Below are 25,663 nucleotides of genomic sequence, written 5' to 3'. Positions count from 1 at the left end.
TAACTATTTGAGTGGGTATGCAAAAAAAAAATGATTTTAGGCATGCCCATTTAATGGCGTTCTAGAAAAGTGTCGTTTGCCCATCTCCATCTATTTCTTCGTCTTTATCCGGTATGGCGCCTTTCGTGTTCGAGGATCCTTCTTGCCCCTCACTTCGGGCAGAAGAGGACACATTTTCTTCGTCCACGACCTCAATTTCTTCCGGTGGTTGTTGTTGAGGAGGTTCATAGGGCAATGCCTCAAGTGCATTGATCTCCAAAACCTTTTCCTTTGTCAATTGATTTCCCATTGCCGTTATACCTTTCACCGCAATGAATTCTTCAAGGTTTACCTCCATATTTTCCTTACGCTCGTGCCCTCTCTTCTTTGCAAAGACTACCTCGGTTCGAGGCCGATAATCTGTAAAGATCGTTTCGAGGTGCGATTTCGGATGGTCGGTAATGACCGTTTCTTCTTTATCGGGATTCTCTATCAAAAAGCGTTTGACATAATAAAGCTCTTTTTCTCCTTCCCAGTAGATGGCTGTCAAAGGTTTGGCGGGATCCCATTTTTCAAGTACTATGATATCGTCCTCAAAATGAAGGGTCAATTCAGGAATTACGGTTTTTACAATTCCTTTTTGATTGACGATCAATAATCGGTCGTCACTGGTGAATTCACCTAAAAACTCACCACGCTCATCGATATTCAAACGCTGAACGGTGTCGTCGAACCATAGTTTTCGAGGCTTTAGGGTAGACAACCCTTTCTCTTTCAGTTCAATACGTTTAACCGTGTATTTGGTGACAATATTTCCCTTTGACGCCCTGCCCTTGATTAACACATCGGCAAAATCCATGTCCCATTTCAATTTTTTGATGCTTCCGGCCTGACGTAAGTTGACCGTGACAATCTCTGCTTCTCCATTCGGATTGGCAGAAAAATAAAGCACGTCGGTACCTGCCTTGTCATTGGTAAGGTCGTACATTTTATCACGGGTGATACTGGTTACGGCGAATCTTTTGATATAGGTTGCACCACCTTTACCATCCTTGTAAATCATATTATAGATGGTGCGCTTGTCTTTTTTCTTAAAAACGGCGACATGAATGATGTTTTTGCCTACAAAGGTCTTTGAATCGACCTTGAACACCATCATCTTGCCTTCTTTTGTGAAAGCGATGATGTCGTCGATATCGCTACAATCGGTGACATATTCGTCACGCCTGAGCGAAGTGCCCACAAAGCCTTCTTCGCGATTCACGTAGAGTTTGGTGTTGCGGATCACCACTTTGGTCGCCTCGATATCATCGAAAATCTTGATTTCCGATTTACGCTCGCGGCCCTTGCCGTATTTATCTTTGAGATTTTTGAAATAATCTATCGAATATTCGATAAGATGGGCCAGATGGTGTTTGACCTCAGCAATTTTCTGTTCTAAATTATCAAGGTTTTGCTGGGCCTTGTCCAAGTCGAATTTTGAGATTCTCTTTATCCTTATTTCGGTCAACCGAACAATATCTTCTTCGGTAACGGCCCGCTTAAGATGTTTGGTGTGCGGCTTTAACCCCTTATCGATGGCAAGGATCACGCCCTCCCAGGTCTCCTCTTCCTCAATGTCCCGATAAATACGGTTTTCAATGAAAATACGTTCAAGTGAAGCTGCATGCCATTGCTCCTCGAGTTCACCCAACTGCAGTTCAAGCTCTTGTTTCAAAAGGTCGACCGTGGCATCGGTAGAGCGCTTGAGCATTTCGGTCACACCTATAAACAGTGGTTTATTGTCTTCAATGATACATGCCAAAGGTGATATGGAGGATTCACATGCCGTAAAGGCATATAATGCGTCAATGGTCTTGTCTGGGGAGATTCCGGCAGGCAAGTGCACCAAAATCTCGACTTCGGCGGCGGTGTTGTCCTCGATTTTTTTAACCTTGATCTTTCCTTTATCGTTCGCCTTTAGAATAGAATCTATTAAAGAAGAGGTATTGGTTCCATACGGTATTTCATTGATTACCAATGTATTTTTATCATGTTGGGATATTCGTGCGCGCACCCGTATCTTCCCTCCCCGCATACCATCATTGTAGTTTTCGGTATCGATGATACCACCCGTCGGAAAGTCGGGATACAACTTGAACCTTTTGCCCTGTAAATGTTTTATCGACGCATCGATCAGTTCATTGAAGTTATGAGGAAGTATTTTGGTCGAAAGTCCAACGGCAATACCCTCTGCACCTTGGGCCAATAGCAATGGAAATTTTACCGGAAGATTTATCGGTTCTTTCTTTCTGCCGTCATATGAAAGCTGCCACTCGGTAATTTTCGGACTGAAAACGACTTCTAGGGCAAATTTTGAAAGCCTTGCCTCGATATATCTTGACGCAGCGGCACCATCTCCGGTAAGAATGTTCCCCCAGTTTCCCTGCGTATCGATCAACAGGTCTTTTTGCCCGATTTGCACCATGGCATCGGCTATACTTGCATCGCCATGGGGGTGATATTGCATGGTGTGGCCCACTACATTGGCCACTTTATTGTAACGCCCGTCGTCAAGTTCTTTCAGGGCATGCATAATACGCCGCTGCACAGGTTTGAACCCGTCTTCAATCGCCGGTACGGCACGCTCTAGGATTACGTAAGAGGCATAATCCAAGAACCAGTCCATGTACATTCCCGAAACGCGCGTAAGTGCGTCATCGGCCACTGGCTGATTATTTTCTTCCCCTAAATTTTCGGTTTCATTGGTATCTACATCCGCATCACCACCGGTTGTCCCCTTGTCTTCAGAAGAGCCTCCTACCCCGTCATTCGGTAATCCTTCATCTTCGGGAGGCAGGTTCAGTTCGTCATTTTCTTCCATTCAGAAGTATGCCTATTTATTTAGTTAATAATTTGTTGTCATCTACAAGGTCAACTTCTACTTTAAGGTTTTCGATTATGAATTTTTGACGATCGGGCGTGTTTTTGCCCATATAAAAATTCAACAATTCCTCTATCGACATTGCCTTGTCCAACATTACGGGTTCCAAGCGGATATCGTCACCTATAAAATGTTGGAACTCGTCGGGCGAAATTTCGCCCAATCCCTTAAAGCGCGTTATCTCAGGTTTTCCGCTCAACTTTTCGATAGCCGCCCTTTTCTCTTCATCACTATAACAATAAATGGTCTCTTTTTTGTTCCGGACCCTGAACAGCGGCGTTTGCAGAATATATAGATGTCCTTCTTTGATCAATTCTGGAAAAAACTGTAAAAAGAAGGTAATCAAGAGCAATCGAATATGCATGCCATCAACGTCGGCATCTGTGGCGATCACGACGTTGTTATACCGCAGATCTTCCATGGATTCCTCAATGTTCAATGCGGCCTGCAACAGGTTGAACTCTTCGTTTTCATAAACGATTTTTTTTGACATCCCATAAGAGTTCAAAGGTTTGCCGCGCAAACTGAAAACCGCCTGGGTATTGACATCGCGCGATTTTGTAATAGAACCTGAAGCCGAATCCCCCTCCGTAATAAAAAGTGTGGTATCAAGGCGATTATCTTTTTTCATATCGCCCAAATGTACACGGCAGTCACGGAGTTTCTTATTATGCAGGCTCGACTTTTTTGCCCGATCACGTGCCAATTTACGAATGCCCGAAAGTTCTTTCCGCTCTTTTTCGGCCATCATGATCTTGCGCTGCAATTTTTCGGCCGTATCGGGATTTTTGTGCAGGTAATTATCAAGGTATTTGCCCACGAAATCATTGACATAAGTGCGTACTGTCGGAAAATCGCCGCCCATATCGGTAGAACCCAGCTTTGTCTTGGTCTGGCTCTCGAACACGGGCTCCATTACCTTAATCGAAATGGCCGAAATAATGGACTTTCGAATATCGGATGCATCGTAATTTTTGCCATAGAAATCGCGGACCGTCTTCACTATCGCCTCACGAAAGGCCGATTGGTGCGTTCCGCCCTGTGTGGTATGCTGCCCGTTCACAAAAGAATGGTATTCCTCACTGTACTGGGTCTTGCTGTGTGTTATGGCCACCTCAATGTCATCACCTTTCAAATGGATGACCGGGTAGAGCATATCATCCATATTGTTATTGTCTTCCAACAGATCCTTCAGGCCGTTCTCGGAATGGAATTTTTCTCCATTGAATACGATGGTAAGCCCCGGATTCAAATACACATAGTTCTTGAGCATACGCTCTACATATTCCGTACGGAACTTGTATTTTTTAAAAATGGCCTCGTCGGGCGTAAAGGAAACTTTTGTACCCTTGCGCTTTGTACTTGTCTCAGGCCCTTCTTCGGAAACAAGGTCTCCTTGTTTGAACCTTGCCGTCTTGACCTGATTGTCACGGGTGGATTGTACCTCGAAAAAACTTGAAAGTGCATTGACGGCCTTCGTACCTACTCCGTTGAGCCCTACCGATTTCTTAAAGGCACGACTATCGTACTTGCCCCCGGTGTTCATTTTCGAAACCACATCGACTACCTTGCCCAAGGGAATACCGCGACCGTAATCGCGGACTTTTACCACATTATCCCTAATACTGATCTCGATGGTCTTTCCGGCCCCCATGACAAATTCGTCGATGCAGTTATCTATGGTTTCCTTTAATAGAATATAAATGCCATCATCGGCGGAAGATCCGTCGCCCAGTTTACCAATGTACATGCCCGGCCGCAATCGGATATGTTCCTTCCAATCGAGCGAACGTATGTTTTCTTCGGTATACTGGTTTATTTCGGCCATTTGACGGGATTTTGGTTAAGTGATGCTAAAGATAACACGACTCGCAAAAAGATAAAACCCCTATACGTTAAAGTAATTAACAATGAAAATGGGGGTTTTGTTGATATTACCCATTCGCAGAAGGTCGGTTCAAGTGGTTGTCTTTTTTCTCGAAACCAAGGTTACACCTGCAATTACAATGTACATTCCGAATATTTGCACATAAGTGATACGCTCGTTCAAAAAGAAAAATGCCAAAATAATGGTCGATACCGGACCAAGGCTTCCAAAAATGGAAAAAGTTGAGGCCCCCAATCGTTTGATGGCCCCAGATACCATAAACGAGGGCAACAATGTAGAGAACAATGCCATAGCCGATCCCAAATAATAAACCTCTTTTGGATAATCGAACAAGTCAAAATCAAGCACTAGGGAATAATGAATCAAAATACATAACGTCGATACGATCATCGCATATGAGGTGAAGCGAAGCACCCCGAATTTTGGTATCAGCCAACCACTACCGACCAAATATGCAGCGTAGGTAAAGGCACTTAGAAAAATTAAGAAACCGCCCCAATATACTCCTTCCGTGGAAACCCCGATTTCATCCCAAAACGTAATGAGCACTCCCAAATAAGTGATGAGAATTGCCATAAATTGGTTCGAAGTCAGTCTTTTTTTAAAGAACAGCCAAGAAAGTAAGACCACAATGGTGGGATAGATAAAAAGAATGATCCTTTCTAAGCCGGCCTTGATGTATTTCAATCCCATAAAATCAAAAAGACTTGCCAAATAATAGCCTAGAAAACCGAAAAGAAACAGCCACAAATAATCTTTGGGTCTTAATTTTTGACCCGGTTCGGGTTTGGTGACCATAACGATGACCAAATAAAACGGTAAGGCGAAGACCATACGAAACAAAAGCAAGGTCAAATGATCCACTTGGTAGGTATAGGCCAATTTTACCATGACCGCCTTTGCGGAAAAAAGAACGACGCCTAGAATCGCAAGAAGGACACCAACACCAATTTCAGAAGGTCTTTTAAGCATCCGACGAAAATAGTGTCTACCAAAATATCGAAACATAAACTTGGTATAAGAATACGAAGTTCAGAAGAACATTGGGTCTTGTTAAACATTAAACCTGAAGTGCATCACATCGCCGTCCTTGACAATATACTCTTTGCCTTCGACGCGCATTTTTCCCGCTTCCTTGACCTTGACTTCGCTACCATATTTTACGTAATCATCATAGGCGATTACTTCAGCCCGGATAAACCCTTTTTCAAAATCGGTGTGTATAACGCCTGCCGCTTGTGGTGCGGTAGCACCCACGGGAATCGTCCATGCCCGTACTTCCTTTACCCCTGCCGTAAAATAGGTCTCCAAGTCCAAAAGTTTATACGCCCCACGGATCAGCTTGGCCGAACCGGGTTCAGAAAGCCCTAGGTCTTCCAAAAACATTTGGCGCTCTTCATAGGTTTCCAGTTCGGTGATGTCGGCCTCGGTACTTACGGCCAATACCAATACTTCCGCGTTCTCGCTCGCCACGGCCTCTTTTACTTGGTCAACATATACATTTCCTGAAACCGCCGATGCCTCATCGACATTGCAAACGTACATGACGGGTTTGTCGGTGATCAGTTGCAAGGGTTTGACAAATTCAAGATAATCATCCTGGGCAATTTTGATCGCTCGCACAGATGTTCCCGATTCCAATCCCTTCTTAATTGCATCTAGTACGGCCGCTTCTTTTTGGGCATCCTTGTTTCCCGTGCGGGCAGCGCGCCCTACCTTGTCCAACTTTTTTTCAACGGACTCCAAATCCTTTAACTGCAACTCTATATCGATGGTTTCCTTGTCACGAACAGGGTCGACCGAACCATCGACATGAACAATGTTATCATTGTCAAAACACCTCAAGACATGAAGAATGGCGTCGGTCTCACGAATATTTCCTAAAAACTGGTTTCCTAACCCCTCACCTTTACTGGCCCCTTTTACCAATCCGGCAATATCGACGATTTCAACCGTAGCGGGCAATACCCTTTCAGGATTTACCAATTCTTCAAGTTTTTGCAAACGCGTATCGGGCACATTGACGACACCAATGTTCGGCTCGATCGTACAAAAAGGAAAGTTGGCGCTCTGCGCTTTGGCATTCGATAGGCAATTAAAAAGGGTGGACTTACCGACATTTGGCAATCCGACGATACCTGCTTTCATTTTTTTTGGTTAGATACTAGACTTTAGAAGCTAGTTTGTTATTTTCGGGCGCAAAGATAACTTTTACTTATGTATTAACATCAAATAAAAAGCCCGAACAAAATTCGGGCAAGTCAATTGTTTGGCATCTAAAGATGGAATGGTCTATAATTATTCCTCAGGGTGCATAAATCGCTGTTTGCCCAAAAGTGTTTCCTCCGATTCCACGTGGTCCTCATCGGGCACGCAGCAGTCTACGGGACACACCGCGGCGCATTGCGGTTCTTCATGAAAACCTTTGCACTCGGTACATTTGTCAGGAACTATATAGTATATTTCATCACTAACAGGTTCTTGTACGGCATCGGCGTCGACCTCCTTGCCATCGGTAAGCACCACATCGCCCTTTAGTGAAGTACCATCTGAATAGCGCCATTCATCGGCACCCTCATAAATTGCCGTATTTGGGCATTCTGGCTCGCAAGCCCCACAATTGATACATTCATCCGTAATAATAATGGCCATAATCTTCTTTTTATGCCGCAGTTGTTGCGGTATCTCTTTCAATGAATTCCAAATCTGGATCCAACGGCAATTTTTGCTTTTCTATTGCTATTTTTGCGCAAAGGTAAAATGCAAAACCAATTCCAGCAAATATATGAACGACCGTCTGAAAACATTTATTGCTTTCGCTAAACTTGGCCAATTTCTTAGGGATTTCATAAATAATACACCTAAAGAAACCGAATGGTCGAATAAACTTCAAGATGCTATCATTTTGGCCGGTCATAAAAACGGATGGTTCACCGAAGAAAACATTAAATATACTTTAGGCCAATGGTCTGAATTGCTTACGGAAGATCGTTTGAACGAATGGTTTTCAAAATACGATGTCGAAAAAAACAAACTAAAAAAGGTAGCCCTGATCATGGCCGGAAATATTCCCTTAGTGGGGTTTCACGATTTTTTGGCGGTTCTGCTAACGGGCAATTCGGTACTTATCAAACTATCATCGAACGATTCGGTTTTACTCCCCTTTCTTTCGGAGTATCTCATTGAAGTCGAGCCTTCAATTCGCAATAGAATTGAATTTAAAAAGGATCAGCTAAAAGATTTCGATGTGGTAATCGCAACGGGAAGTAACAATACGGCCCGTTATTTCGAATACTATTTTGGGAAAGTGCCCAATATCATCCGAAAAAATCGAAATTCGGTGGCCGTACTTACCGGTGAGGAATCTATGGAACAATTGGAGGCCCTAGGAGAAGATATTTTTAGGTATTACGGCCTTGGGTGCAGAAGTGTTTCGAAATTATTTGTACCCCAAGGCTATGACTTTGATCCTTTTTTCAAGGCGATCTATACCTATCGCGATATCATAGAACTAAAAAAGTACGCCAATAACTATGATTACAATAAAGCCGTCTATTTGATGAGCGAATTCAAGATTTTGGACAATGGTTTTCTCATACTCAAGAAAGATAAAAGCTACGCCTCGCCCATTGCCTCGTCGTTTTATGAAGAGTACGCTTCCTTGAGCGGGTTAAAGCAACGTTTGGAGTCGGATGCCCAAAAAATTCAATGTATAGTCGGTGCCGGTATCGACGACAATGAAATTGCCTTTGGGCATACGCAGAGGCCGCGCTTGACCGATTATGCCGATGGAATCGACACTGTTGAATTCCTGTTAAAAACATAACAGAAATTTAGGTTTTCGACATTCTTAGTTCCCCATAAATTTAAGACCTTTGGTTTCTTATTGTCACTTTGTCTTTTTTAAGTAAAATAAACCAAATGAAAAAACACAATTTCAGTGCAGGCCCCTGTATACTGCCACAAGAAGTCTTTTTGAAGGCTTCTGAAGCCATAATGGACTTTAACGGATCGGGGCTTTCAATAATCGAAATATCGCATCGTAGCAAAGATTTTGTGGCGGTAATGGAAAACGCCCGTTCGTTGGCATTAGAGCTTTTAGGGCTCGAAGACCAAGGGTATCAGGCTTTGTTCTTACAAGGTGGTGCCAGCATGGAATTCTTAATGGTCGCATACAATCTTTTAGAAACTAAAGCTGGTTACCTCAACACGGGAACATGGAGCGACAAGGCCATAAAAGAGGCCCGTCTATTTGGCGAAATAGTTGAAGTAGGCTCCTCAAAAGATGAAAATTATAACTACATACCCAAGGGCTATAGCGTGCCCAATGGGCTTGATTATTTGCACCTAACTTCAAACAATACGATTTTCGGTACGCAATTCAAAAAATTCCCAAAAACCGATACCCCGTTGGTCTGTGACATGAGTTCCGATATTTTTTCGAGACAGCTCAACTTTTCTGAATTCGATTTGATCTATGCAGGGGCCCAAAAAAATATGGGGCCTGCGGGTACCACCTTGGTCGTTGTCAAAGAAGATATTTTAGGGAAAGTCTCACGAAAGATCCCGTCGATGCTTGATTATTCCGTTCATATTTCAAAGGATAGCATGTACAACACACCCCCTGTTTTTGCCGTGTATGTATCGATGCTGACCTTAGAGTGGTTGAAAAATCTAGGGGGAATTTCAGCCATCGAGGAAATCAATGATAAGAAAGCTAAATTACTCTATTCCGAGATCGACCTGAACCCTGTTTTTGAGGGATTTGCAAATAAGGAAGATCGTTCAAATATGAACGCTACCTTCAACCTTACCGACGACAAACTAAAAGACGAATTCGACGCTTTATTGAAAGAAGCGGGAATCAACGGATTGAACGGACATCGGTCGGTCGGGGGGTACCGCGCATCGATGTACAATGCACTTTCATTGGAAAGTGTTGGAACCTTGGTAGACGTTATGAGTGAAATGGAACGTAAGGGTTAAAGCATAATCCTAAATTTTGAATTTTAAGTTCTAAATCATTAATCAATAAACTTGATAGAGGAAAGGAGTTTTCAATTTGCACTTGAGGTAATCAAGCTTATCAAGGTTCTTCGAGCCAAAAGAGAGTATGTTTTTGCCGATCAACTTTTAAGGTCTGCAACAAGTATCGGGGCAAATGTTTCTGAGGCCTCTGCCGGACAATCAAAGAAAGATTTCATTGCAAAAATGGCCATTGCATCCAAAGAATCAAGGGAAACAAGATACTGGCTTCGTCTTATCAAAGAAGGCAATATCGTTGAAGAAAATTTGGACGGTTATCTTGATGAAATCGAACAAATTGTAAAGATGTTGACCAAAATTGTCAAAACCAGTCAATTGAACGTCAAAACTCAAAACTGAACATTTAACACTTATAAATGAAAATATTAGCGAACGACGGTATTTCGCCATCCGGTGTTTCAGCTCTTGAAGCAAACGGATTCGAGGTGCTAACAACTACCGTGGCCCAAGAACAATTGGTCAAATTCATAAACGAAAATGCAATTTCAGGATTGTTGGTGCGAAGTGCGACCAAAGTACGCAAAGATATCATCGACAATTGTCCTAGCTTAAAATTGATCGGGCGTGGTGGCGTCGGAATGGACAACATTGATGTAGCCTATGCCAAAGAAAAAGGGCTACATGTTATCAATACTCCCGCCGCCTCTTCAGGATCGGTGGCCGAACTGGTCTTTGCCCATTTGTTCGGTGGTGTCCGTTTTTTGCACGATGCCAATCGCAATATGCCATTGGAAGGCGACACAAAATTCAAGCAGCTTAAAAAATCATATGCAGGTGGCTCCGAACTGCGTGGCAAAACTCTTGGGGTCATAGGTTTTGGGAGGATTGGTCAGGCTACCGCCAAAATCGCCATCGGTATAGGGATGAAGGTTGTCTATTTTGACCCATTTTTGGAGAAAACTTCGATAGACCTCACCTTCTTTGACGGGCAAAATGTATCTTTTGATATTGTTTCCAATGCGAAGGAAGAAGTGTTGAGATCGTCCGATTTCGTTACCCTTCATGTTCCGGCCCAAAAAGAATATGTAATAGGCAAAAAAGAAATCGAAATGATGAAAGATGGTGTCGGTATCGTGAACGCTGCCCGTGGCGGGGTTCTCGATGAAGTGGCATTGATCGACGCTTTGGAAAGTGGTAAGGTTTCTTTTGCCGGTCTTGACGTATTCGAATCTGAACCCAATCCCGAAATAAAAATTTTGATGCATCCCAATTTATCGTTGACCCCTCATATCGGGGCGGCGACAAGCGAGGCGCAAGATCGGATCGGTATGGAATTGGCCACTCAAATCATCGATTTGCTCAAGTAATTTCTTTACGTACATTTTATGGAGATACTGGAACACTTTTTGTACATTACGAATCGAATTTTAAATTAACTATAAAATGTCAGGATTATTAGATTTATTAAACAGCCCTATGGGCAAACAACTGATCAGCGGCGTTGCCGGACAGACAGGCCAGCCAGAGAACAAAACGGCCGATGTGCTGAGCATGGCCATGCCCTTGATTTTGGGGGCGATGAAAAAGAACGTAGCAGAACCTCAGGGTGCACAAGGGTTGATGAGTGCCTTATCATCAAACAAGCACGATGGAAGTATATTGGATAATTTAGGTGGACTTTTCGGAGGAGGGGTCGATGATGATGTCGTTCAAGATGGTGCCGGAATCCTGGGCCATGTTTTTGGCAACAAACAACCACAAGTCGAGAACGCCTTGAGTCAAAAATCAGGAATCGATGCAGGCTCGATTGCAAACATTCTTAAAATAGCCGCACCTATTGTAATGGGCTATTTAGGGCGCCAAAAGGCACAAAGTAATGTAAGCGATGCCAATGGTCTTAATAGTTTGTTGGGAAGTATGCTGGGCGGACAACCCCAGCAAAACCAAAGTTTGATCATGAGTCTTATCGATGCCGATGGTGATGGAAGTGTTTTGGACGATGTTGCAGGCATGGTAATGGGAACCAGCCAGAAAAAAGGCGGTTTGGCTGGCCTTTTAGGAGGGCTTTTCGGAAAGTAAACACTTATTAACTTAAATTTATAAAAGCTGTTGGAACAAACCAACGGCTTTTTTTGTATCTTTTTCTTATGCGGAAAATAGGTTTGTATTTGGGCATTATTTTCGGAGTACTTCTGTTGGCCTCTTCGGGTTGCAACAGTTCCAAAAAAGTTGTGGAAACGACCGAAATGGAGAAAAAGGCCTTTGCCCAAAAAAAAGGTGATACCGTTGAGATCGCCAGTGATGAAACCGAATATCAAATAATTATTATCGAACCCGGTTTTAATTTTTGGCTGCAGAGCATTGCGAGGCCCGAAGGTTACTATTCACAGTCGTTTCTGGAAAATAGAAATCAAATCTATGTCATCAATTGGAACCAACGGGTGCTATCACCTTCACAGTATAGTCCGGACCTTTACGTATTGCAGATCGACTACGACCCCAATATTGACTATGGCTACGAGGTAAACTACAAACTGTACAACTATTTTATTTATTTTCAAAGAAAGTACAACCAACGTCTCGGCCCTTTTCTACCACGTATTTAAAAAGTATCTTTGACGCCTATTTGTCTTTCCATGAAAAAATTAAGGCGTCGTTGGGGAATAACTTCCAATTTTCAACTTATCATAATTTTGGTAGTATTCGCGATAACCGGTTCTTCTTCGGTTTACGTGGCCAAACCTTTTCTTGAACTCATAGGAATGCAAAGGGACAGCTTTTCGAATGCTTGGTGGGGCGGCACTTTGTATTGGACCCTGCGTATCTTATTGATCTTTCCGTTCTATCAAATTCTTTTGGTAATTTATGGTTGGCTTTTCGGACAATTCAAGTTCTTCTGGGATTTTGAAAAAAAGATGCTCCGTCGTATGGGACTCGGCTTTCTTTTTAGGTAAGTTTTATCAAGAATTGCCAATAATGGATACGGTCACTTTACAAAAACCTTTTCGAAGTCTAATAAAATTGTTCTGTAAACCGGATTACACATAAATCTACTACTTGGTTTTTGCTTTGAAAAAGCCGTACCACAATTGGTGAAAGAAATCTTTTGGCACCGATTCGTCACCGGGGAAGCCTAATGGCGTTTCACCGTTGTCATCGGGAATATAGTTTGTTCGGAACAAATAGTCCCAAAGGCTTAGGCTAATACCGAAATTGACACCATAGCTGCCTTTGGGCAAAGTATAGGCATGATGATGTAGATGCATCACCGGGTTGTTCAAAACATATTTAAAAGGCCCCCATGTCAACTTGATATTGGCATGGTTCAAATGCCCTATGGTTATGGCCACAAAGTGGACGATATAGGCCTGTTCGGGTTCAAATCCTCCCAATACCATTACTCCCAGGGTCTTAAGCGGTTTATACAAAATGTTTTCCATCCAATGGTAGCGCAGATGGGCCGCGAAGCCCATTTCCTTGACACTATGGTGTATATGGTGAAATTGCCACAGAAAAGAAAATCGGTGCAAAAGAATATGGGTAAACCATTGCACGAAATCAAGTACAACGAAAAAGATCATCAATTGGGCCCAAGCCGGCCAATCGGACATATCGATAATGGTCAAACTGGAGATGGATATGCCAATGTCAAGAAAAAACAGTTCCAACAATTTATAAAAGCCGCTGATTACGATAGCGAAAATGAAAAAGTTGAAAAACATGTAGAATGCATCCAACCAAAAATCCTTGCGAAAAATCGATTGCTCTTTCCGCCATGGAAACAAAATCTCCAATCCCCAGACCAATAACGAAAGAACGATCAAGCCCCAAAAATAATTCGTATACCAGGGCACTTCAACAAGAATGGACTTCCATGTCCATTGCAATGAACCGAGAAAAGAATCGATAAATCCGTTAATATATCTTTCCAAAAAATGAATGTTTTAAGTGATTTCTTTTGTCGTTAAGTCTTGATCAATCTTTCAGCTGGTACCAATCGATATCCGACAAAGCCTCCCTTCTGCCCTTTTCAACAGGTGGGTAATTGGTGACCAGATAATTCACGATGATTTCTTCATTGTCGCCCAGGTCCCATAAATTTTGTGTCTTTTGCATCCATCGGATCGTTGAAATCCAACGTTCTTTGTTCATTCGATTTTGCATGACCAATTCGGCGGAATGGCAATTGGTACAGTTGTTCACGACGGTCATAAGACCCTCTCCTTCAACCAACCCTGTACGTACATGAATACCATCGACTATTCTATTCGGGTCGCCATTATCCGGCAAGGTACTGTACTCTGCATTCGAATCTTGAACGTTCAATTGCTCGCCGTTCATCAAATAAATAGCAATGATCGAAAATATCACCAATACCGCACAAACAACGATGAGCGTGCGATAGACCCTTCTCGAACCTTTCCAAAAACCCTTATTCTCCATTTAGGTCACTTTTACCGCAATTCGATGGCACGCATTGTTCAGATATCCTTTGGGGTTCCAACCCGGTAACAACATTGGCTGTGCTTTTCCATTTGAATCGGTAGCCCTCGCCCAAACTTCATAGTAACCAACCACCGGAAAACGTATTTGTGCCGAAAAGTGTTGCCAAGCCAAACGATTGGCCGGTTTTTCCAATGTGCAGGGCGCCCAGGTCGATCCAAAATCAATGGAATATTCCACTTTTGAAACTTCGAGCTCACCGGCCCATGCATGGCCCTTTATATTCAAGCTTTTTGATTTTGGGAACGTCGCCCCACTTTTAGGGTAGGTAATCAAAGATTTTACGGGCATTGATTCGATTACGCACATATCCTCGTCCTTTACTTTTTCTCCCGGGGCGACAGGTTTGCAGGGTACTCGGTACGAGGAGCCTCCCATTTTTTCACCATCGTGTTCCTTATTTCTTATACTGATCCGATTGATCCATTTGCCAGACACCGAAGCGGGCCAACCTCCTGCCACCAAACGCAACGGATGACCATGGGCAATCGGAATATCTTCACCGTTCATCTGAAATGCCAAAAGTGTTTCGTCTTGTAGAGCCTTCTGCATTGGGACACCGCGTGAGATAGGCTCCTTGTTGGGGTCCCTGCTCAAATGCATATCGGCACCATGATACCCCACGTATACCGCATCGCTTCCTATACCGACATCCTCCAAAACATCACGAAGCCTGACACCCGTCCATTCGGCACATGAAACGGCCCCTATCGTCCATTGATTGCCTTTTGCGGGCGGGTCGAATTCACTACGACCGTTTCCGCCACATTCTAAAGTAAGTTGATAGGTATGGTGCTTGAATTTTGATTTCAGTTCAGCAAGCGAGTAGGTTTTTGTTTGATCAGCGGACTCACCATCAATGGTCAACGTCCAATTTTGGACATCTATTTTTTCGGGGATGATGCCATTGTTGCGTATGAACATGAATTTATTGGGGGTAACCTTATCGTTCAATAAATGGGCCCTTGCCTCCATATTCCAGGGCTTACTGTTCAAAACGACCATTTCGGGGTCTTTATCGAACATTTTAAAAGGGTCTGGGTCTTGTAAAGCCAAAGGTCGATAGCCTTTTGGCAAGAGATTGCCAAAAACAATCTCGGCCCCTATAAGCCCGGCCATCGAACTCAAAGTGGCTTTTTTGACAAAGTTTCTTCTTTGCATGAAGCGGGAAATAATTTAGTGATTGCGTAAAGTTAGGACATTTTACGGCAATCTAAAGTAACCTATGTTACCGTGCATAATCGAATTTAAAAGGAACTATAATATTACGCCTATTTGGCCTCTAGAATTTCTTTTTTCCTAGAGCCTTTAAAAACATATGTATATAACCACATTATCGTAAATGTGGGAATGACGTCTAGCCCCGGAATTATTTCTTCCACGAAAGTAATTACCCCGGCGGCCTGCCCGATCTTACCCCTATACATTTTTGTCATCAACCAAGCTGAAAGCGGGGCCCATACGATATCGGAAAATTCGCCTACCAGGGGTATCGTGAAAGACAGAAGCCCGATCGCGTCGAACAAAAGCCCCAGCAATAATTTTTTTATCTTTTCGTCTTTTTCTTTAGCCATGCTTAAATATATTGATTCTCCTTATTTAAGAGCAATAAAAATGCCAAAAACAAGACGTTTCGCTATTCAATAATATTTATGACAAATCTGAACTTATCAGCTTGAGAAATTCATTTCGGGTTTCTTCTTTTTCAAAAGTGCCCCTAAAGCCCGAGGTGGTCGTCACCGAATTTTGTTTCTGAACCCCTCTCATCATCATGCACATATGCGATGCCTCGATGACCACCGCCACGCCCTGAGGCCGTAAGGTATCGTTGATGCAATCGAGTATTTGCTTGGTGAGCCGTTCTTGGACCTGTAATCTACGGGCAAAAACATCGACGATTCGCGGTAGTTTGCTCAAGCCGACAATATGTCCGTTGGGAATGTATGCGATATGGGCTTTCCCGAAAAAAGGCAATATGTGGTGTTCGCAAAGTGAATACAGTTCGATATCCTTGACGATGACCATTTCGTTATAGGATTCTTTGAACATGGCACTTTTCAATATTTCGGCGGCATTTTGCTTGTAACCCTGGGTCAAAAAAAGCATCGCTTTAGCTGCGCGCTCAGGTGTTTTTAAAAGTCCTTCCCGCGTCGTATCCTCCCCTATTTCATCGATTATAGACGCGTAGCGGTCCCTGACTTCGTCGGTAATCTCTAAATTGTACTCTTCCAAACTTTGATAAGGTGCCATATTTTATGTCAATTTTACCGTTAATATGCTCGGGGCGAAATTAAGCTATATTTCGCTTATCTCCCAGCGTCCTATCGATTACCGCCCTTTTATTATCAAGACATTAAAAATTAACTTTTGAATGATTCATCTTTGGTCGGTTCTGTATTATTTTGCCGTGTACGCGTTAATGTTTACATTTCCACTTTTATTTCCTCTTTATGATAAAGGCAAGCAATATTCAAAAGTTTTATGGAAAATTACAGGTCCTTAAAGGTGTCGATCTACACATAAAAAAAGGTGAAGTGGTTTCAATTGTGGGTGCATCGGGGGCCGGTAAAACCACTCTATTACAGATATTGGGCACCTTGGATACACAAACCAACAAAACAGATAGTAAATTGGTGATAAACGATGTGGAGGTCACCAATCTTTCTGACAAGGATCTTGCCAAATTTCGAAACCAACATATCGGATTCATTTTTCAATTTCACCAGTTGCTTCCCGAGTTCACGGCATTGGAAAATGTCTGTATTCCGGCCTTCATCAAAAAGACCCCGAGGGGGGAAGCTGAAAAAAGGGCAAAGGAACTTCTTGACTTTTTGGGACTGAAAGCGCGTTATGAACATAAGCCCAATGAGCTTTCGGGCGGTGAACAACAGCGGGTCGCCGTGGCGAGGGCGTTGATCAACAATCCTTCGATTATTTTTGCCGACGAACCCAGTGGAAATCTTGATTCGGAGAGTGCCGACAACCTTCACCATCTTTTTTTTGAACTTCGCGACCAATTCGGGCAGACCTTTGTCATCGTTACCCATAACGAAGAATTGGCCGATATGGCCGATCGTAAATTGACGATGGTAGACGGTTTGATTACCAGTTCAGAACAAGTCGTGCAGCAATAAAAAGTCATAGTCGACCTAGCCGCACAATGATCTCAATAACCCGCGATATGTCGATCCGCTAAAAAGTATTACCGAATTTTAATTTGGAATGACAAAAAAAGAGCTTAAAGAGTTTCTCGACGCCAAAGTTGCACAATACAACCAACCCCGGTTTTTAGAGAGCGATCCGATTCAGATTCCCCATCGATTTGATAAAAAGGAAGATGTAGAAATCAGTGGCTTTTTGACAGCGACCATCGCATGGGGCAATAGAAAAAGCATCATAAACAATGCGGAGAAAATGATGGGTCTATTAGGTGATAGTCCCTATGATTTTGTAATGAACCACAATGAATCGCATCTAAAGGCCTTAGAGAACTTTGTTCATAGAACCTTCAATGGTACCGACCTTACCTATTTTGTTCAGAGTTTGAAAAATATCTATAGTCGCCACGGCGGCTTGGAAGGTGTTTTTACATCGCACCAGTCAGCGTCAAACTTACAACCGACAATCTCTAAATTCAAGGAGATTTTTTTTGAACTTCCCTTTGAAAAGCGCACCACAAAACATGTTTCCGACCCATTAAAGGGTTCTGCCGCCAAACGTATCAATATGTTTTTACGTTGGATGGTACGAGCGGCGGATACCAATGTTGATTTTGGGTTATGGAAAAATATTTCACCCTCAAAATTATCTTGCCCCCTGGACGTCCATTCTGGAAATGTAGCCAGAAAACTGAAATTGCTGAAAAGAAAGCAGAATGATGCCATAGCGCTGGCAGAACTTGACAAAAATCTGAGAAAACTAGATCCTCTAGATCCTGTCAAATATGATTTTGCACTGTTCGGGCTAGGTGTTTTCGAGAAGTTTTGACCACAAACGCCATAGTGTTCAAAAACGACCTTGTTTCTGACCCAAAATCCCTATTTTTAACAAGAGACAGAAAAACATATAAAATGAGAACATTATTACTTTTATCCCTTTCCCTATTTTGTTGTTCGCTAAGAGCACAAGAACGTAAGCTGCCCATTGACACTACGGTTACCACACAGCATAGTGTAACTATTAATGGAACACCGATCAACTACACCGCAACAATCGGTACCCAACCCGTTTGGGATGAGTTGGGAAAGCCGATCGCTTCTTTGAACTATACCTATTACACGAGAAGCAATGTCAAGGATCGAGCCTCAAGACCTCTTTTGATATCGTTCAATGGCGGGCCTGGATCAGGTTCGGTATGGATGCATTTGGCGTATACGGGTCCCAGAACGTTAAAAATAGATGAAGAAGGATATCCTGTTCAGCCGTATGGAGTCAATGAAAACCCTTTTTCGGTTTTGGACGTTACCGATATCGTTTATGTTAATCCAGCGAATACCGGATATTCACGAACAATACCGGAAACGGGCGATGAAGTAGACCGTAAAAAATTCTTTGGTATCAATGCTGATATCAAATACTTGGCCGAATGGTTGAATACTTTCGTTACTCGAAACAACCGCTGGCGATCCCCGAAATACTTAATTGGTGAAAGTTATGGCGGGCCACGGGTAATGGGGCTTTCATTGGAGCTGCAAAATGCCCAATGGATGTATCTCAACGGGGTTATACTGGTTTCCCCTGCCGATTATACCATAATCAGAAATAGCGGACCCGTATCCGATGCGATAAAATTACCTTATTACACCGCAGCGGCCTGGCATCATAAGGCCCTTCCCAATAGCCTGCAACAAAAAGACCTCCTTGAAATTCTTCCTGAATCAGAAGAATATACCATAAACACTTTGCTTCCGGCAATTACGAGAGGTGGATTTCTCGGTGAGACCGAAAAAAATGAGATTGCCGAAAAGATGGCCTATTACTCAGGCCTTAAAAAAGAAGATATCATCGACCAAAACTTAAGGGTTCCAACTCCCTATTTTTGGAAAAATCTGCTAAAGGACAAGGGCGGTTACAACATAGGAAGGCTAGATTCACGCTACCTTGGCATCGACAAACAGTTGGAAGGCATGAGGCCCGATTACAGTGCAGAATTGACGTCATGGTTGCACAGTTTCACTCCTGCGATAAATTACTACTTACAGGAAGAACTGAAATTCAAGACCGATATCAAATACAATATGTTCGGGCCGGTACATCCATGGGACAATTCTGATGAGAATACCCGTGAAAACCTTCGTCAGGCCATGGCGCAAAACCCATATTTAAATGTTTTGGTGCAGTCAGGTTATTATGACGGTGCAACGACCTATTTCAATGCAAAATATCTAATGTGGCAGGTCGATCCAAGCGGTCGAATGAAAGAACGTTTTGATTTTAAAGGATATCGCAGTGGGCATATGATGTACCTACGTAGAGAAGACCTAAAGAAGGCCAATGAAGACATTAGGGACTTTATTAAAAAGACCATGGCCAACGGCAAGGCCGCCAAATATTAATTAAAAATAAGTTTTAAGGTAAAAAAGATGAGAAAAATTATAAGCATTATACTTGTATTCATGGTCACAATAGGTGTTGGTGAAAGCATACAGGCGCAGGATTGGGCAGCATTGGATCATTTTAAGGAAGCGAACCAAAAGATAACACCACCAAAAATGAATGAAAACCGAGTAGTCTTTATGGGGAATTCCATCACCATAGGATGGATCCAGGCACGCCCGGATTTTTTTGAGGGCAAACCATATATCAATAGGGGTATCGGTGGTCAAACGACCCCACAAATGTTGATACGCTTTCAACAAGATGTTGTCGATCTAATGCCCAAAGTGGTTGTAATATTGGCTGGAACCAACGATATTGCCGGAAACACCGGACCGATGACATTGGATCAAATAATGGACAATCTAAGGTCAATGTCCGAAATCGCGAGCCAGAACGGCATCAAAGTAGTGCTTTCCTCTGTTTTGCCTGCCTTTGACTATCCCTGGCGGCCCGGACTGAAACCAAATGAAAAAATACCTGCGCTGAACGCATTGATCAAAGCGTATGCCAAAGAGGCCGGGCATGTTTATTTGGACTATTTTTCGGCCATGGCGGATGAGCGCAACGGACTTCCGAAAAAATATGCGAGCGACGAAGTGCACCCGACCGTAGAAGGCTATAAGGTAATGGAACCTATGGTAGAAAAGGCAATTGCAATGGCCTTGGAGTAATTTGGCCAATATCATTTACACAAATAACACCACAAATAAAAAATATTGGAACATACTCCTAAAGATGACTCTGATGCGCATTACGATACGATAATAGTTGGCTCCGGAGCTGGGGGGCTAGCATCGGCCATTTGTTTGGCCAGGGCCGGCCAAAAGGTATTGGTTTTGGAACAGCATGATGTTCCTGGCGGATGGTGCCATAGCTTTTATCTCAATGGGCACAGATTTACACCAGGTGTCCATTATGTCGGGCTACTTGAAGAAGGCCAAGCTACGAGCGATCTATACCGAGGCCTCGAGATTGCGAATGACCTCGTTTTTTTTAGAATGAACCCTGATGGTTATGAACATGTACATATTGGCAACCATCGATTTGACTATCCTGCAAACCTAGATGAACTTATAGAACGCCTTTCAAGAAGATTTCCAAAAGAAAAAGAACATATCAGAACCTACCTGAACTTAGTACAAAAGGTAAGTAATCAGTTATTCTCGATACCTTACTACAAGGGTTTCTGGAGAAAACTAACGCTTCCGTACCATATTCGTCACCTTTTGCGGTATATGTTTTTCAATCTTAAACGTGTGGTCGATTGGCATATCGAAGACCCGCTTTTAAAGAACATTTTGAACATTCAATGTGGCGACCATGGCGTACAACCGCGAAAAGCCGCTTTTCCATTACACTGTGCGGTTATGAACCATTATTTTCAGGGAGGATTTTATCCTATGGGCGGTGGTGGTGCGTTGATCAAGGCCATGACCAACGTATTAAAAAAGTACAATGGCGAAATTCAAACCAGCACCTCTGTTTCAAGGATCCTGATTCAAAACGGTGCCAAAAAAAAGGCCATCGGTGTGCAACTTGAAAATGGGGTACAGCTTTTCGCAAAAAACATAATCTCCAATGCAGATCCTGGAATCACATATCTTGAACTGATCGGGCGCGAACATATAAGTGCCAAACTTCAAAAAAAACTGGGCAATACCAAATACTCCAGCACTACCCTAATGCTATTCTTGACCGTAGACATGGATTTGCGAAAAGCGGGACTCGATTCGGGAAATATTTGGATGATGCCCGATACCGATATCGATGAATTTTATGACGGGGCACTTGAAAACGACCTTGCCCAAGGAGATGCCTTCGAAGGTATGTTCATTAGCTTCACTTCGCTAAAAGACCCCACGAGCTATGACGGCATACACCATACCATCGAGGCCATAACCCTTGTCAACTATGATGCCTTTGAAAAATTCAAGAATGAAAATGAAAATCGTTCCGATTCGTATTTGAGGTTTAAAGACGTTTTGACAAATAAAATGATCAAAGGGGTGGAAAAAGCGATACCAAATGTCAGCGAACATATCGTAAATGTCGAATTAGGTACGCCCATCACCAACGAATATTATGTAAATACCACGAGGGGTAACATTTATGGTACCGAGAAGAGTTTGAAACATATTGGCCCTTTTGCCTATAAAGCGAAAAGTGAAATCGAAAACCTGTATCTCTGCGGTGCGAGCATTCTTTCACATGGCGTGGCCGGTGCATCGCACTCCGGTGTTGATACAGCGGCAATTGTTTTAGGCGAACATCCTGATGAACTCAAAAAACCTAGAGCCGACCAGCATATATGTATTTATCCGGCAGATGATGATTCGGATTATCCGGAATGGATAAGAAAAATAATAGAGGTGAAAAGGGCTCGTGCCGCTTCCAAAAAACAAAGGCTTACGATCTAGCGAAAATCATTGGTCAAAAAGTAGCGGAAAAAACTTTCCTTCCATTTTTTCTCCCTTGGGTATCGGGGGCACTCCCTTTAGAAGTTCATCATCGGTATTGCTGACCGTACCGTCGGCAAATACATTCAGTACAAACGCTCTTCGACTCCTGTCCGATTTATTCTCATACGATCCATGTACCATTAAAGGGTGGTGAAATGTCGCATACCCTTTTTTCAATTCAATGGGCACTGGTTTGAATTCGGCTTTCTGTTCTTCGGTCAGATAATCCATTAATCCGTTCATATCTCCTGCCAATTCCGGGGCATTCAATAATCCCCATTTATGGCTTTTCGGAACGTAGTGTAAGCAACCGTTCTCCGTCGTGGCGTCATCAAGACCTGTCCAGCAAGTAAGATGTTGCATGGCCACGGTACGTGTCCAATACGAATAATCTTGGTGCCAGGCCACCACCCCACCGTGTTTTGTGGGCTTGTAAAACAACTGGTCATGCCAAAAACGAACCGGCCTGTTTTCCAACAATTGGTGTGCAGCCATTACAAAGGCCGGATTCCAAAGCACGTCATGAAACCCCTTGGTAATTCGCCAATGCCCAAGCGAATGGAACAAAACCGAATTGGTGTTCGATGATTCATTACTATGAAATTCATAAAATAAATGATGGCCCGGATGTTCAGGATCGATGAGTTCTTCAAGTTCTTTGCGCAATACCTTGATTTGCCGGTCATCAAGAAGTTTGATTCCCGATAGGTATCCGTATTCATGAAAATGGGCGACTTGTTCATCACTTAAACGATATGGCTCCCATTCCTCTTTTGATTTCGGCCAATCGAACAATGAAGAGACCATCTCATGCTTTTCGGCGAAGTCTTGTATGCCTGTCATTTTTGAATATTTTATGTTGTTATCACGAATAACTTTCTATTGCACAAAATTGACCAAGGTACCAATAGGCCCGATGGTAATTCGTATTTCGTCTTTTGATTGCAAGGTAAACTCGTCGGGCGGTATGATTCCGGTTCCGGTCATTAGAAAAACCCCATACGGAAAGCTGCATTCCCGAAAAAGATAATCGACCAGTTCTTGATGGTTTCTTTTCATATTGCTGATAGGAATTTCACCCTCAAAAGCGGTATTGCCATTTCTCTTGATCTCTAAACGAATTAGAGTGTCGGGAGCTATTTCCTTTTCAGAAATATAGATACACGGCCCAAGACCAGCGCACGCATCATAGGTCTTGGCCTGAGGCAAATACAAAGGATTCTCCCCCTCGATGCTTCTTGAACTCATATCGTTGCCAATGGTATATCCTTCTATAGTTCCCTTTGACGTTATAAAAAGTGTCAGTTCGGGTTCAGGAACATCCCAATGCGAATCTTTTCTTATACGAACCTCGCCCAAGTTGCCTACAGTTCTGTGCGGGGTCGCCTTAAAAAAAAGTTCTGGCCGATCGGCATCGTAGACCTTATCGTAAAACGTGCCTCCGCCTGCATCTTTTGATTCTTCCATGCGTGCCTGCTTACTGCGCATATAGGTTACACCCGAAGCCCAAATTTCTTGGCCTCCAACAGGCGCTACCATATGGTTTTCGACATCGAAACCATTCATTGGTTTTTGCCCCGAGAGGTCACGTATAATGCTTTTGTAAAGTCCTTTTCTATTGATGAAAGCGTTCCAATCGACATTTTCGAACTGATAATAATTTCCCTCATTTTCGACAACGGCACCATTTTCGATTTTAAATATTCTCATGCGCTTTGTTGTTTTTAATTTAATGAAACGCTTTCCAGAATTTCTTTCATTATCGGATAGTTGGCATCATCGTCCCGGTATTTCTTACGCTCCTCTACTAATGCTTTTTTCATTTCGGCAATTGTTTCTTTGTATTCGATTTCATCATATGCATTATGAAGTTCTTTAGGGTCTTTTTGTAGGTCATAGAATTCCCAAGCAAAGGGGGTCGTTTCTTTAGAAGTGCCTTTCATTCCTAAATCTTGACCGTAAAAAAAGGCCAATTTGTACCTTTCGTTGCGTATACCGAAATGCGCCGGGCGATCAGGATGGTGTAACCAATACCGATAATACATTTGTTTGCGCCAATCTTGGGGGGTATTTCCCGTTAAATTTTCGCGAAAACTATGACCCTGAATATACTCCGGTATTTCAATGCCCGCATAGTCGGCCATCAAAGCCGAAAAATCTATATTTAGTATGATATCGTCGATTCGCTGTCCGCCATTTATTTCTTTCGGGTAGCGAATTACGAACGGCATTCGCAACGATTCTTCGTAAATCAAACGTTTATCAAAAAAACCATGTTCTCCCAAAAAATACCCTTGATCTGCGGTATAGATCACGATTGTATTGTCGGCAATACCTTCAGATTCTAGATAATCGAGCAATTTTCCGATGTTATCGTCGATGGCCGCCCCGCTCCTCATAAAATCCTTTACCAATTTTTGATAGATTTTCTTTCGCTTTTGAACCGAATCCAATCCTTCCAAAGGATAAGGAAGTCCTGGATAGGAGGTCCAAAAATTTTCATCTTCCGTGGCCCGTTTCCAACGATCGGCCAAATGTTCGAGTATCTGTCCTTTAAATGTGCGTCCGGTCGTTTCCTTGCCAAAGTCAAAAAGCGATTCCGGTTCGGGAATCTCCAAACCTTCGTACAAATTCTTGTGCCTTTCGGGATAATCGAAGGGCTCATGGGTGGCCTTGAAATTGCAGAACATTAAAAAAGGTTTGCCGGCATCACGTTTTTCAAGATGTTCAATGGTCAAATCGGCAATAACATCGGTTGAAAAACCCTTGTATTCCTTTCCTGCCGAACCATCAGGACCATCTTTCCAGTTTTCCTTTGTCTTAAGTATGGGGTTCCAGTACCGGCCCTGTCCCGGAAGTACATTGAAATGATCGAAACCCTCAGGGGGCTCCACCAAATGCCATTTACCGATTATCGCCGTCTGATACCCGTTATCGGAAAACGTTCTTGCAATATTCGGATGACCTTTCGGAAGCGGTTCGTTCAAGGTATAAACCTGATTGACATGGCTGTACTGCCCTGTTAAAATACTGCCACGACTGGGCGTACATATACTATTCGTACAAAATACATTTTCGAGAACGGCCCCTTCACGGGCCAAACGTTCAATGTTATCGTTTTGCACATAATCTTTGAGCAAACCACCGTATATGCCCCAAGCCTGAGAAGTATGGTCATCGGAAAGAATAAAAAGTATGTTCGGTCTTTCAGGTAGTTGTTTTTCCTTACTGGCGCAGGCGAACAAAAACATTGATAAAGATAAAACGGCAAGGTTTCGGAAAGGACTAATCAAATTGCTCATCGGTCGGAAAAAATTGAACAAACAA

Annotated in this window: 25 protein-coding genes; 12 read left to right on the top strand and 13 right to left on the bottom strand. The window is 42.9% G+C overall.

The annotated features are described in order from the left end of the window. Positions 1–61: 61 nt before the first annotated feature. From ACEZ3G_RS09675 to ACEZ3G_RS09655, 5 genes are all read right to left on the bottom strand, one after another. Positions 62–2,653, bottom strand: a complete 2,592-nt coding sequence (locus ACEZ3G_RS09675) for a DNA gyrase/topoisomerase IV subunit A (protein ID WP_432426056.1) — start codon at positions 2,651–2,653, stop codon at positions 62–64. 205 nt (positions 2,654–2,858) lie between these two features. After that, positions 2,859–4,730: a DNA topoisomerase IV subunit B gene (locus ACEZ3G_RS09670; RefSeq protein WP_432425285.1), complete on the bottom strand. Its 1,872-nt coding sequence runs from the start codon at positions 4,728–4,730 to the stop codon at positions 2,859–2,861. Positions 4,731–4,859: 129 nt separating this feature from the next. Beyond that, the gene (locus ACEZ3G_RS09665) at positions 4,860–5,762 is read right to left on the bottom strand and encodes a DMT family transporter (RefSeq protein ID WP_432425284.1); all 903 of its coding nucleotides are present in this window, start codon (positions 5,760–5,762) and stop codon (positions 4,860–4,862) included. 81 nt (positions 5,763–5,843) lie between these two features. After that, the gene (gene ychF, locus ACEZ3G_RS09660; RefSeq protein ID WP_432425283.1) at positions 5,844–6,938 is read right to left on the bottom strand and encodes a redox-regulated ATPase YchF; all 1,095 of its coding nucleotides are present in this window, start codon (positions 6,936–6,938) and stop codon (positions 5,844–5,846) included. Between the two features lie 150 nt (positions 6,939–7,088). Further along, a complete protein-coding gene (locus tag ACEZ3G_RS09655; RefSeq protein ID WP_432425282.1) occupies positions 7,089–7,442 on the bottom strand; it encodes a 4Fe-4S dicluster domain-containing protein in 354 nt (117 codons plus the stop codon). Positions 7,443–7,575: 133 nt separating this feature from the next. On the opposite strand from ACEZ3G_RS09655, the gene ACEZ3G_RS09650 reads away from it, so the two are divergent. The 7 genes from ACEZ3G_RS09650 (at position 7,576) to ACEZ3G_RS09620 (ending at position 12,730) form a co-directional block, all read left to right on the top strand. Next, positions 7,576–8,616 carry an acyl-CoA reductase gene (locus ACEZ3G_RS09650; RefSeq protein WP_432425281.1) on the top strand — a complete coding sequence of 347 codons (1,041 nt, stop codon included), beginning with the start codon at positions 7,576–7,578 and terminating at the stop codon, positions 8,614–8,616. Between the two features lie 95 nt (positions 8,617–8,711). Beyond that, positions 8,712–9,776 (top strand): 3-phosphoserine/phosphohydroxythreonine transaminase, encoded by a 1,065-nt coding sequence (gene serC / locus ACEZ3G_RS09645; protein ID WP_432425280.1) that lies wholly within the window; start codon positions 8,712–8,714, stop codon positions 9,774–9,776. 51 nt (positions 9,777–9,827) lie between these two features. Then, positions 9,828–10,175: a four helix bundle protein gene (locus ACEZ3G_RS09640; protein ID WP_432425279.1), complete on the top strand. Its 348-nt coding sequence runs from the start codon at positions 9,828–9,830 to the stop codon at positions 10,173–10,175. Positions 10,176–10,192: 17 nt separating this feature from the next. Continuing rightward, a complete protein-coding gene (locus ACEZ3G_RS09635; RefSeq protein ID WP_432425278.1) occupies positions 10,193–11,143 on the top strand; it encodes a D-2-hydroxyacid dehydrogenase in 951 nt (316 codons plus the stop codon). A 76-nt stretch (positions 11,144–11,219) separates the two neighbouring features. Continuing rightward, positions 11,220–11,855 (top strand): DUF937 domain-containing protein, encoded by a 636-nt coding sequence (locus tag ACEZ3G_RS09630; protein ID WP_432425277.1) that lies wholly within the window; start codon positions 11,220–11,222, stop codon positions 11,853–11,855. A 167-nt stretch (positions 11,856–12,022) separates the two neighbouring features. After that, positions 12,023–12,382, top strand: a complete 360-nt coding sequence (locus tag ACEZ3G_RS09625) for a DUF6146 family protein (RefSeq protein ID WP_432426055.1) — start codon at positions 12,023–12,025, stop codon at positions 12,380–12,382. A 30-nt stretch (positions 12,383–12,412) separates the two neighbouring features. Beyond that, on the top strand, positions 12,413–12,730 hold the full coding sequence (locus ACEZ3G_RS09620; RefSeq protein ID WP_432425276.1) for a DUF6787 family protein: 318 nt from the start codon (positions 12,413–12,415) through the stop codon (positions 12,728–12,730). Positions 12,731–12,829: 99 nt separating this feature from the next. Here the strand turns inward: ACEZ3G_RS09620 and ACEZ3G_RS09615 are convergent, their stop codons facing one another. The 5 genes from ACEZ3G_RS09615 to folE form a co-directional block, all read right to left on the bottom strand. After that, positions 12,830–13,708, bottom strand: a complete 879-nt coding sequence (locus tag ACEZ3G_RS09615) for a sterol desaturase family protein (RefSeq protein ID WP_432425275.1) — start codon at positions 13,706–13,708, stop codon at positions 12,830–12,832. 43 nt (positions 13,709–13,751) lie between these two features. Beyond that, positions 13,752–14,219 carry a monoheme cytochrome C gene (locus ACEZ3G_RS09610; RefSeq protein ID WP_432425274.1) on the bottom strand — a complete coding sequence of 156 codons (468 nt, stop codon included), beginning with the start codon at positions 14,217–14,219 and terminating at the stop codon, positions 13,752–13,754. Beyond that, positions 14,220–15,440 (bottom strand): sulfite oxidase, encoded by a 1,221-nt coding sequence (locus ACEZ3G_RS09605; RefSeq protein ID WP_432425273.1) that lies wholly within the window; start codon positions 15,438–15,440, stop codon positions 14,220–14,222. It lies immediately after the preceding gene. Between the two features lie 110 nt (positions 15,441–15,550). Next, positions 15,551–15,853, bottom strand: coding sequence for a hypothetical protein (locus ACEZ3G_RS09600; protein WP_432425272.1), 303 nt, complete (start codon positions 15,851–15,853; stop codon positions 15,551–15,553). Positions 15,854–15,929: 76 nt separating this feature from the next. Next, positions 15,930–16,529, bottom strand: coding sequence for a GTP cyclohydrolase I FolE (gene folE / locus ACEZ3G_RS09595; protein WP_432425271.1), 600 nt, complete (start codon positions 16,527–16,529; stop codon positions 15,930–15,932). Positions 16,530–16,729: 200 nt separating this feature from the next. On the opposite strand from folE, the gene ACEZ3G_RS09590 reads away from it, so the two are divergent. The 5 genes from ACEZ3G_RS09590 to ACEZ3G_RS09570 all read left to right on the top strand — a co-directional run bounded on the left by ACEZ3G_RS09590 (position 16,730) and on the right by ACEZ3G_RS09570 (position 22,294). Continuing rightward, positions 16,730–17,413 carry an ABC transporter ATP-binding protein gene (locus ACEZ3G_RS09590; protein ID WP_432425270.1) on the top strand — a complete coding sequence of 228 codons (684 nt, stop codon included), beginning with the start codon at positions 16,730–16,732 and terminating at the stop codon, positions 17,411–17,413. Between the two features lie 88 nt (positions 17,414–17,501). Further along, positions 17,502–18,266, top strand: a complete 765-nt coding sequence (locus tag ACEZ3G_RS09585; protein WP_432425269.1) for a TIGR02757 family protein — start codon at positions 17,502–17,504, stop codon at positions 18,264–18,266. An 83-nt stretch (positions 18,267–18,349) separates the two neighbouring features. Beyond that, on the top strand, positions 18,350–19,834 hold the full coding sequence (locus ACEZ3G_RS09580; protein ID WP_432425268.1) for a S10 family peptidase: 1,485 nt from the start codon (positions 18,350–18,352) through the stop codon (positions 19,832–19,834). Positions 19,835–19,861: 27 nt separating this feature from the next. Beyond that, positions 19,862–20,548 carry an SGNH/GDSL hydrolase family protein gene (locus tag ACEZ3G_RS09575; RefSeq protein WP_432425267.1) on the top strand — a complete coding sequence of 229 codons (687 nt, stop codon included), beginning with the start codon at positions 19,862–19,864 and terminating at the stop codon, positions 20,546–20,548. 45 nt (positions 20,549–20,593) lie between these two features. Beyond that, positions 20,594–22,294 carry a phytoene desaturase family protein gene (locus ACEZ3G_RS09570; protein WP_432425266.1) on the top strand — a complete coding sequence of 567 codons (1,701 nt, stop codon included), beginning with the start codon at positions 20,594–20,596 and terminating at the stop codon, positions 22,292–22,294. Positions 22,295–22,300: 6 nt separating this feature from the next. On the opposite strand, the gene ACEZ3G_RS09565 is transcribed toward ACEZ3G_RS09570, so the two are convergent. The 3 genes from ACEZ3G_RS09565 to ACEZ3G_RS09555 are packed head-to-tail and all read right to left on the bottom strand — an operon-like array spanning position 22,301 to position 25,638. Beyond that, on the bottom strand, positions 22,301–23,179 hold the full coding sequence (locus tag ACEZ3G_RS09565) for a phytanoyl-CoA dioxygenase family protein (protein WP_432425265.1): 879 nt from the start codon (positions 23,177–23,179) through the stop codon (positions 22,301–22,303). A gap of 36 nt (positions 23,180–23,215) precedes the next feature. Further along, positions 23,216–24,046 carry a fumarylacetoacetate hydrolase family protein gene (locus ACEZ3G_RS09560; protein WP_432425264.1) on the bottom strand — a complete coding sequence of 277 codons (831 nt, stop codon included), beginning with the start codon at positions 24,044–24,046 and terminating at the stop codon, positions 23,216–23,218. Between the two features lie 14 nt (positions 24,047–24,060). After that, positions 24,061–25,638: a sulfatase family protein gene (locus ACEZ3G_RS09555; RefSeq protein WP_432425263.1), complete on the bottom strand. Its 1,578-nt coding sequence runs from the start codon at positions 25,636–25,638 to the stop codon at positions 24,061–24,063. Positions 25,639–25,663 lie beyond the last annotated feature (25 nt).

This window comes from Meishania litoralis, from assembly GCF_042611095.1.
In the GTDB taxonomy this organism is placed as follows: Bacteria; Bacteroidota; Bacteroidia; order Flavobacteriales; family Flavobacteriaceae; genus Meishania; species Meishania litoralis.
The sequence above is the reverse complement of the archived record's forward strand: the minus strand, read 5'-3'. Positions and strand labels throughout refer to the sequence as shown.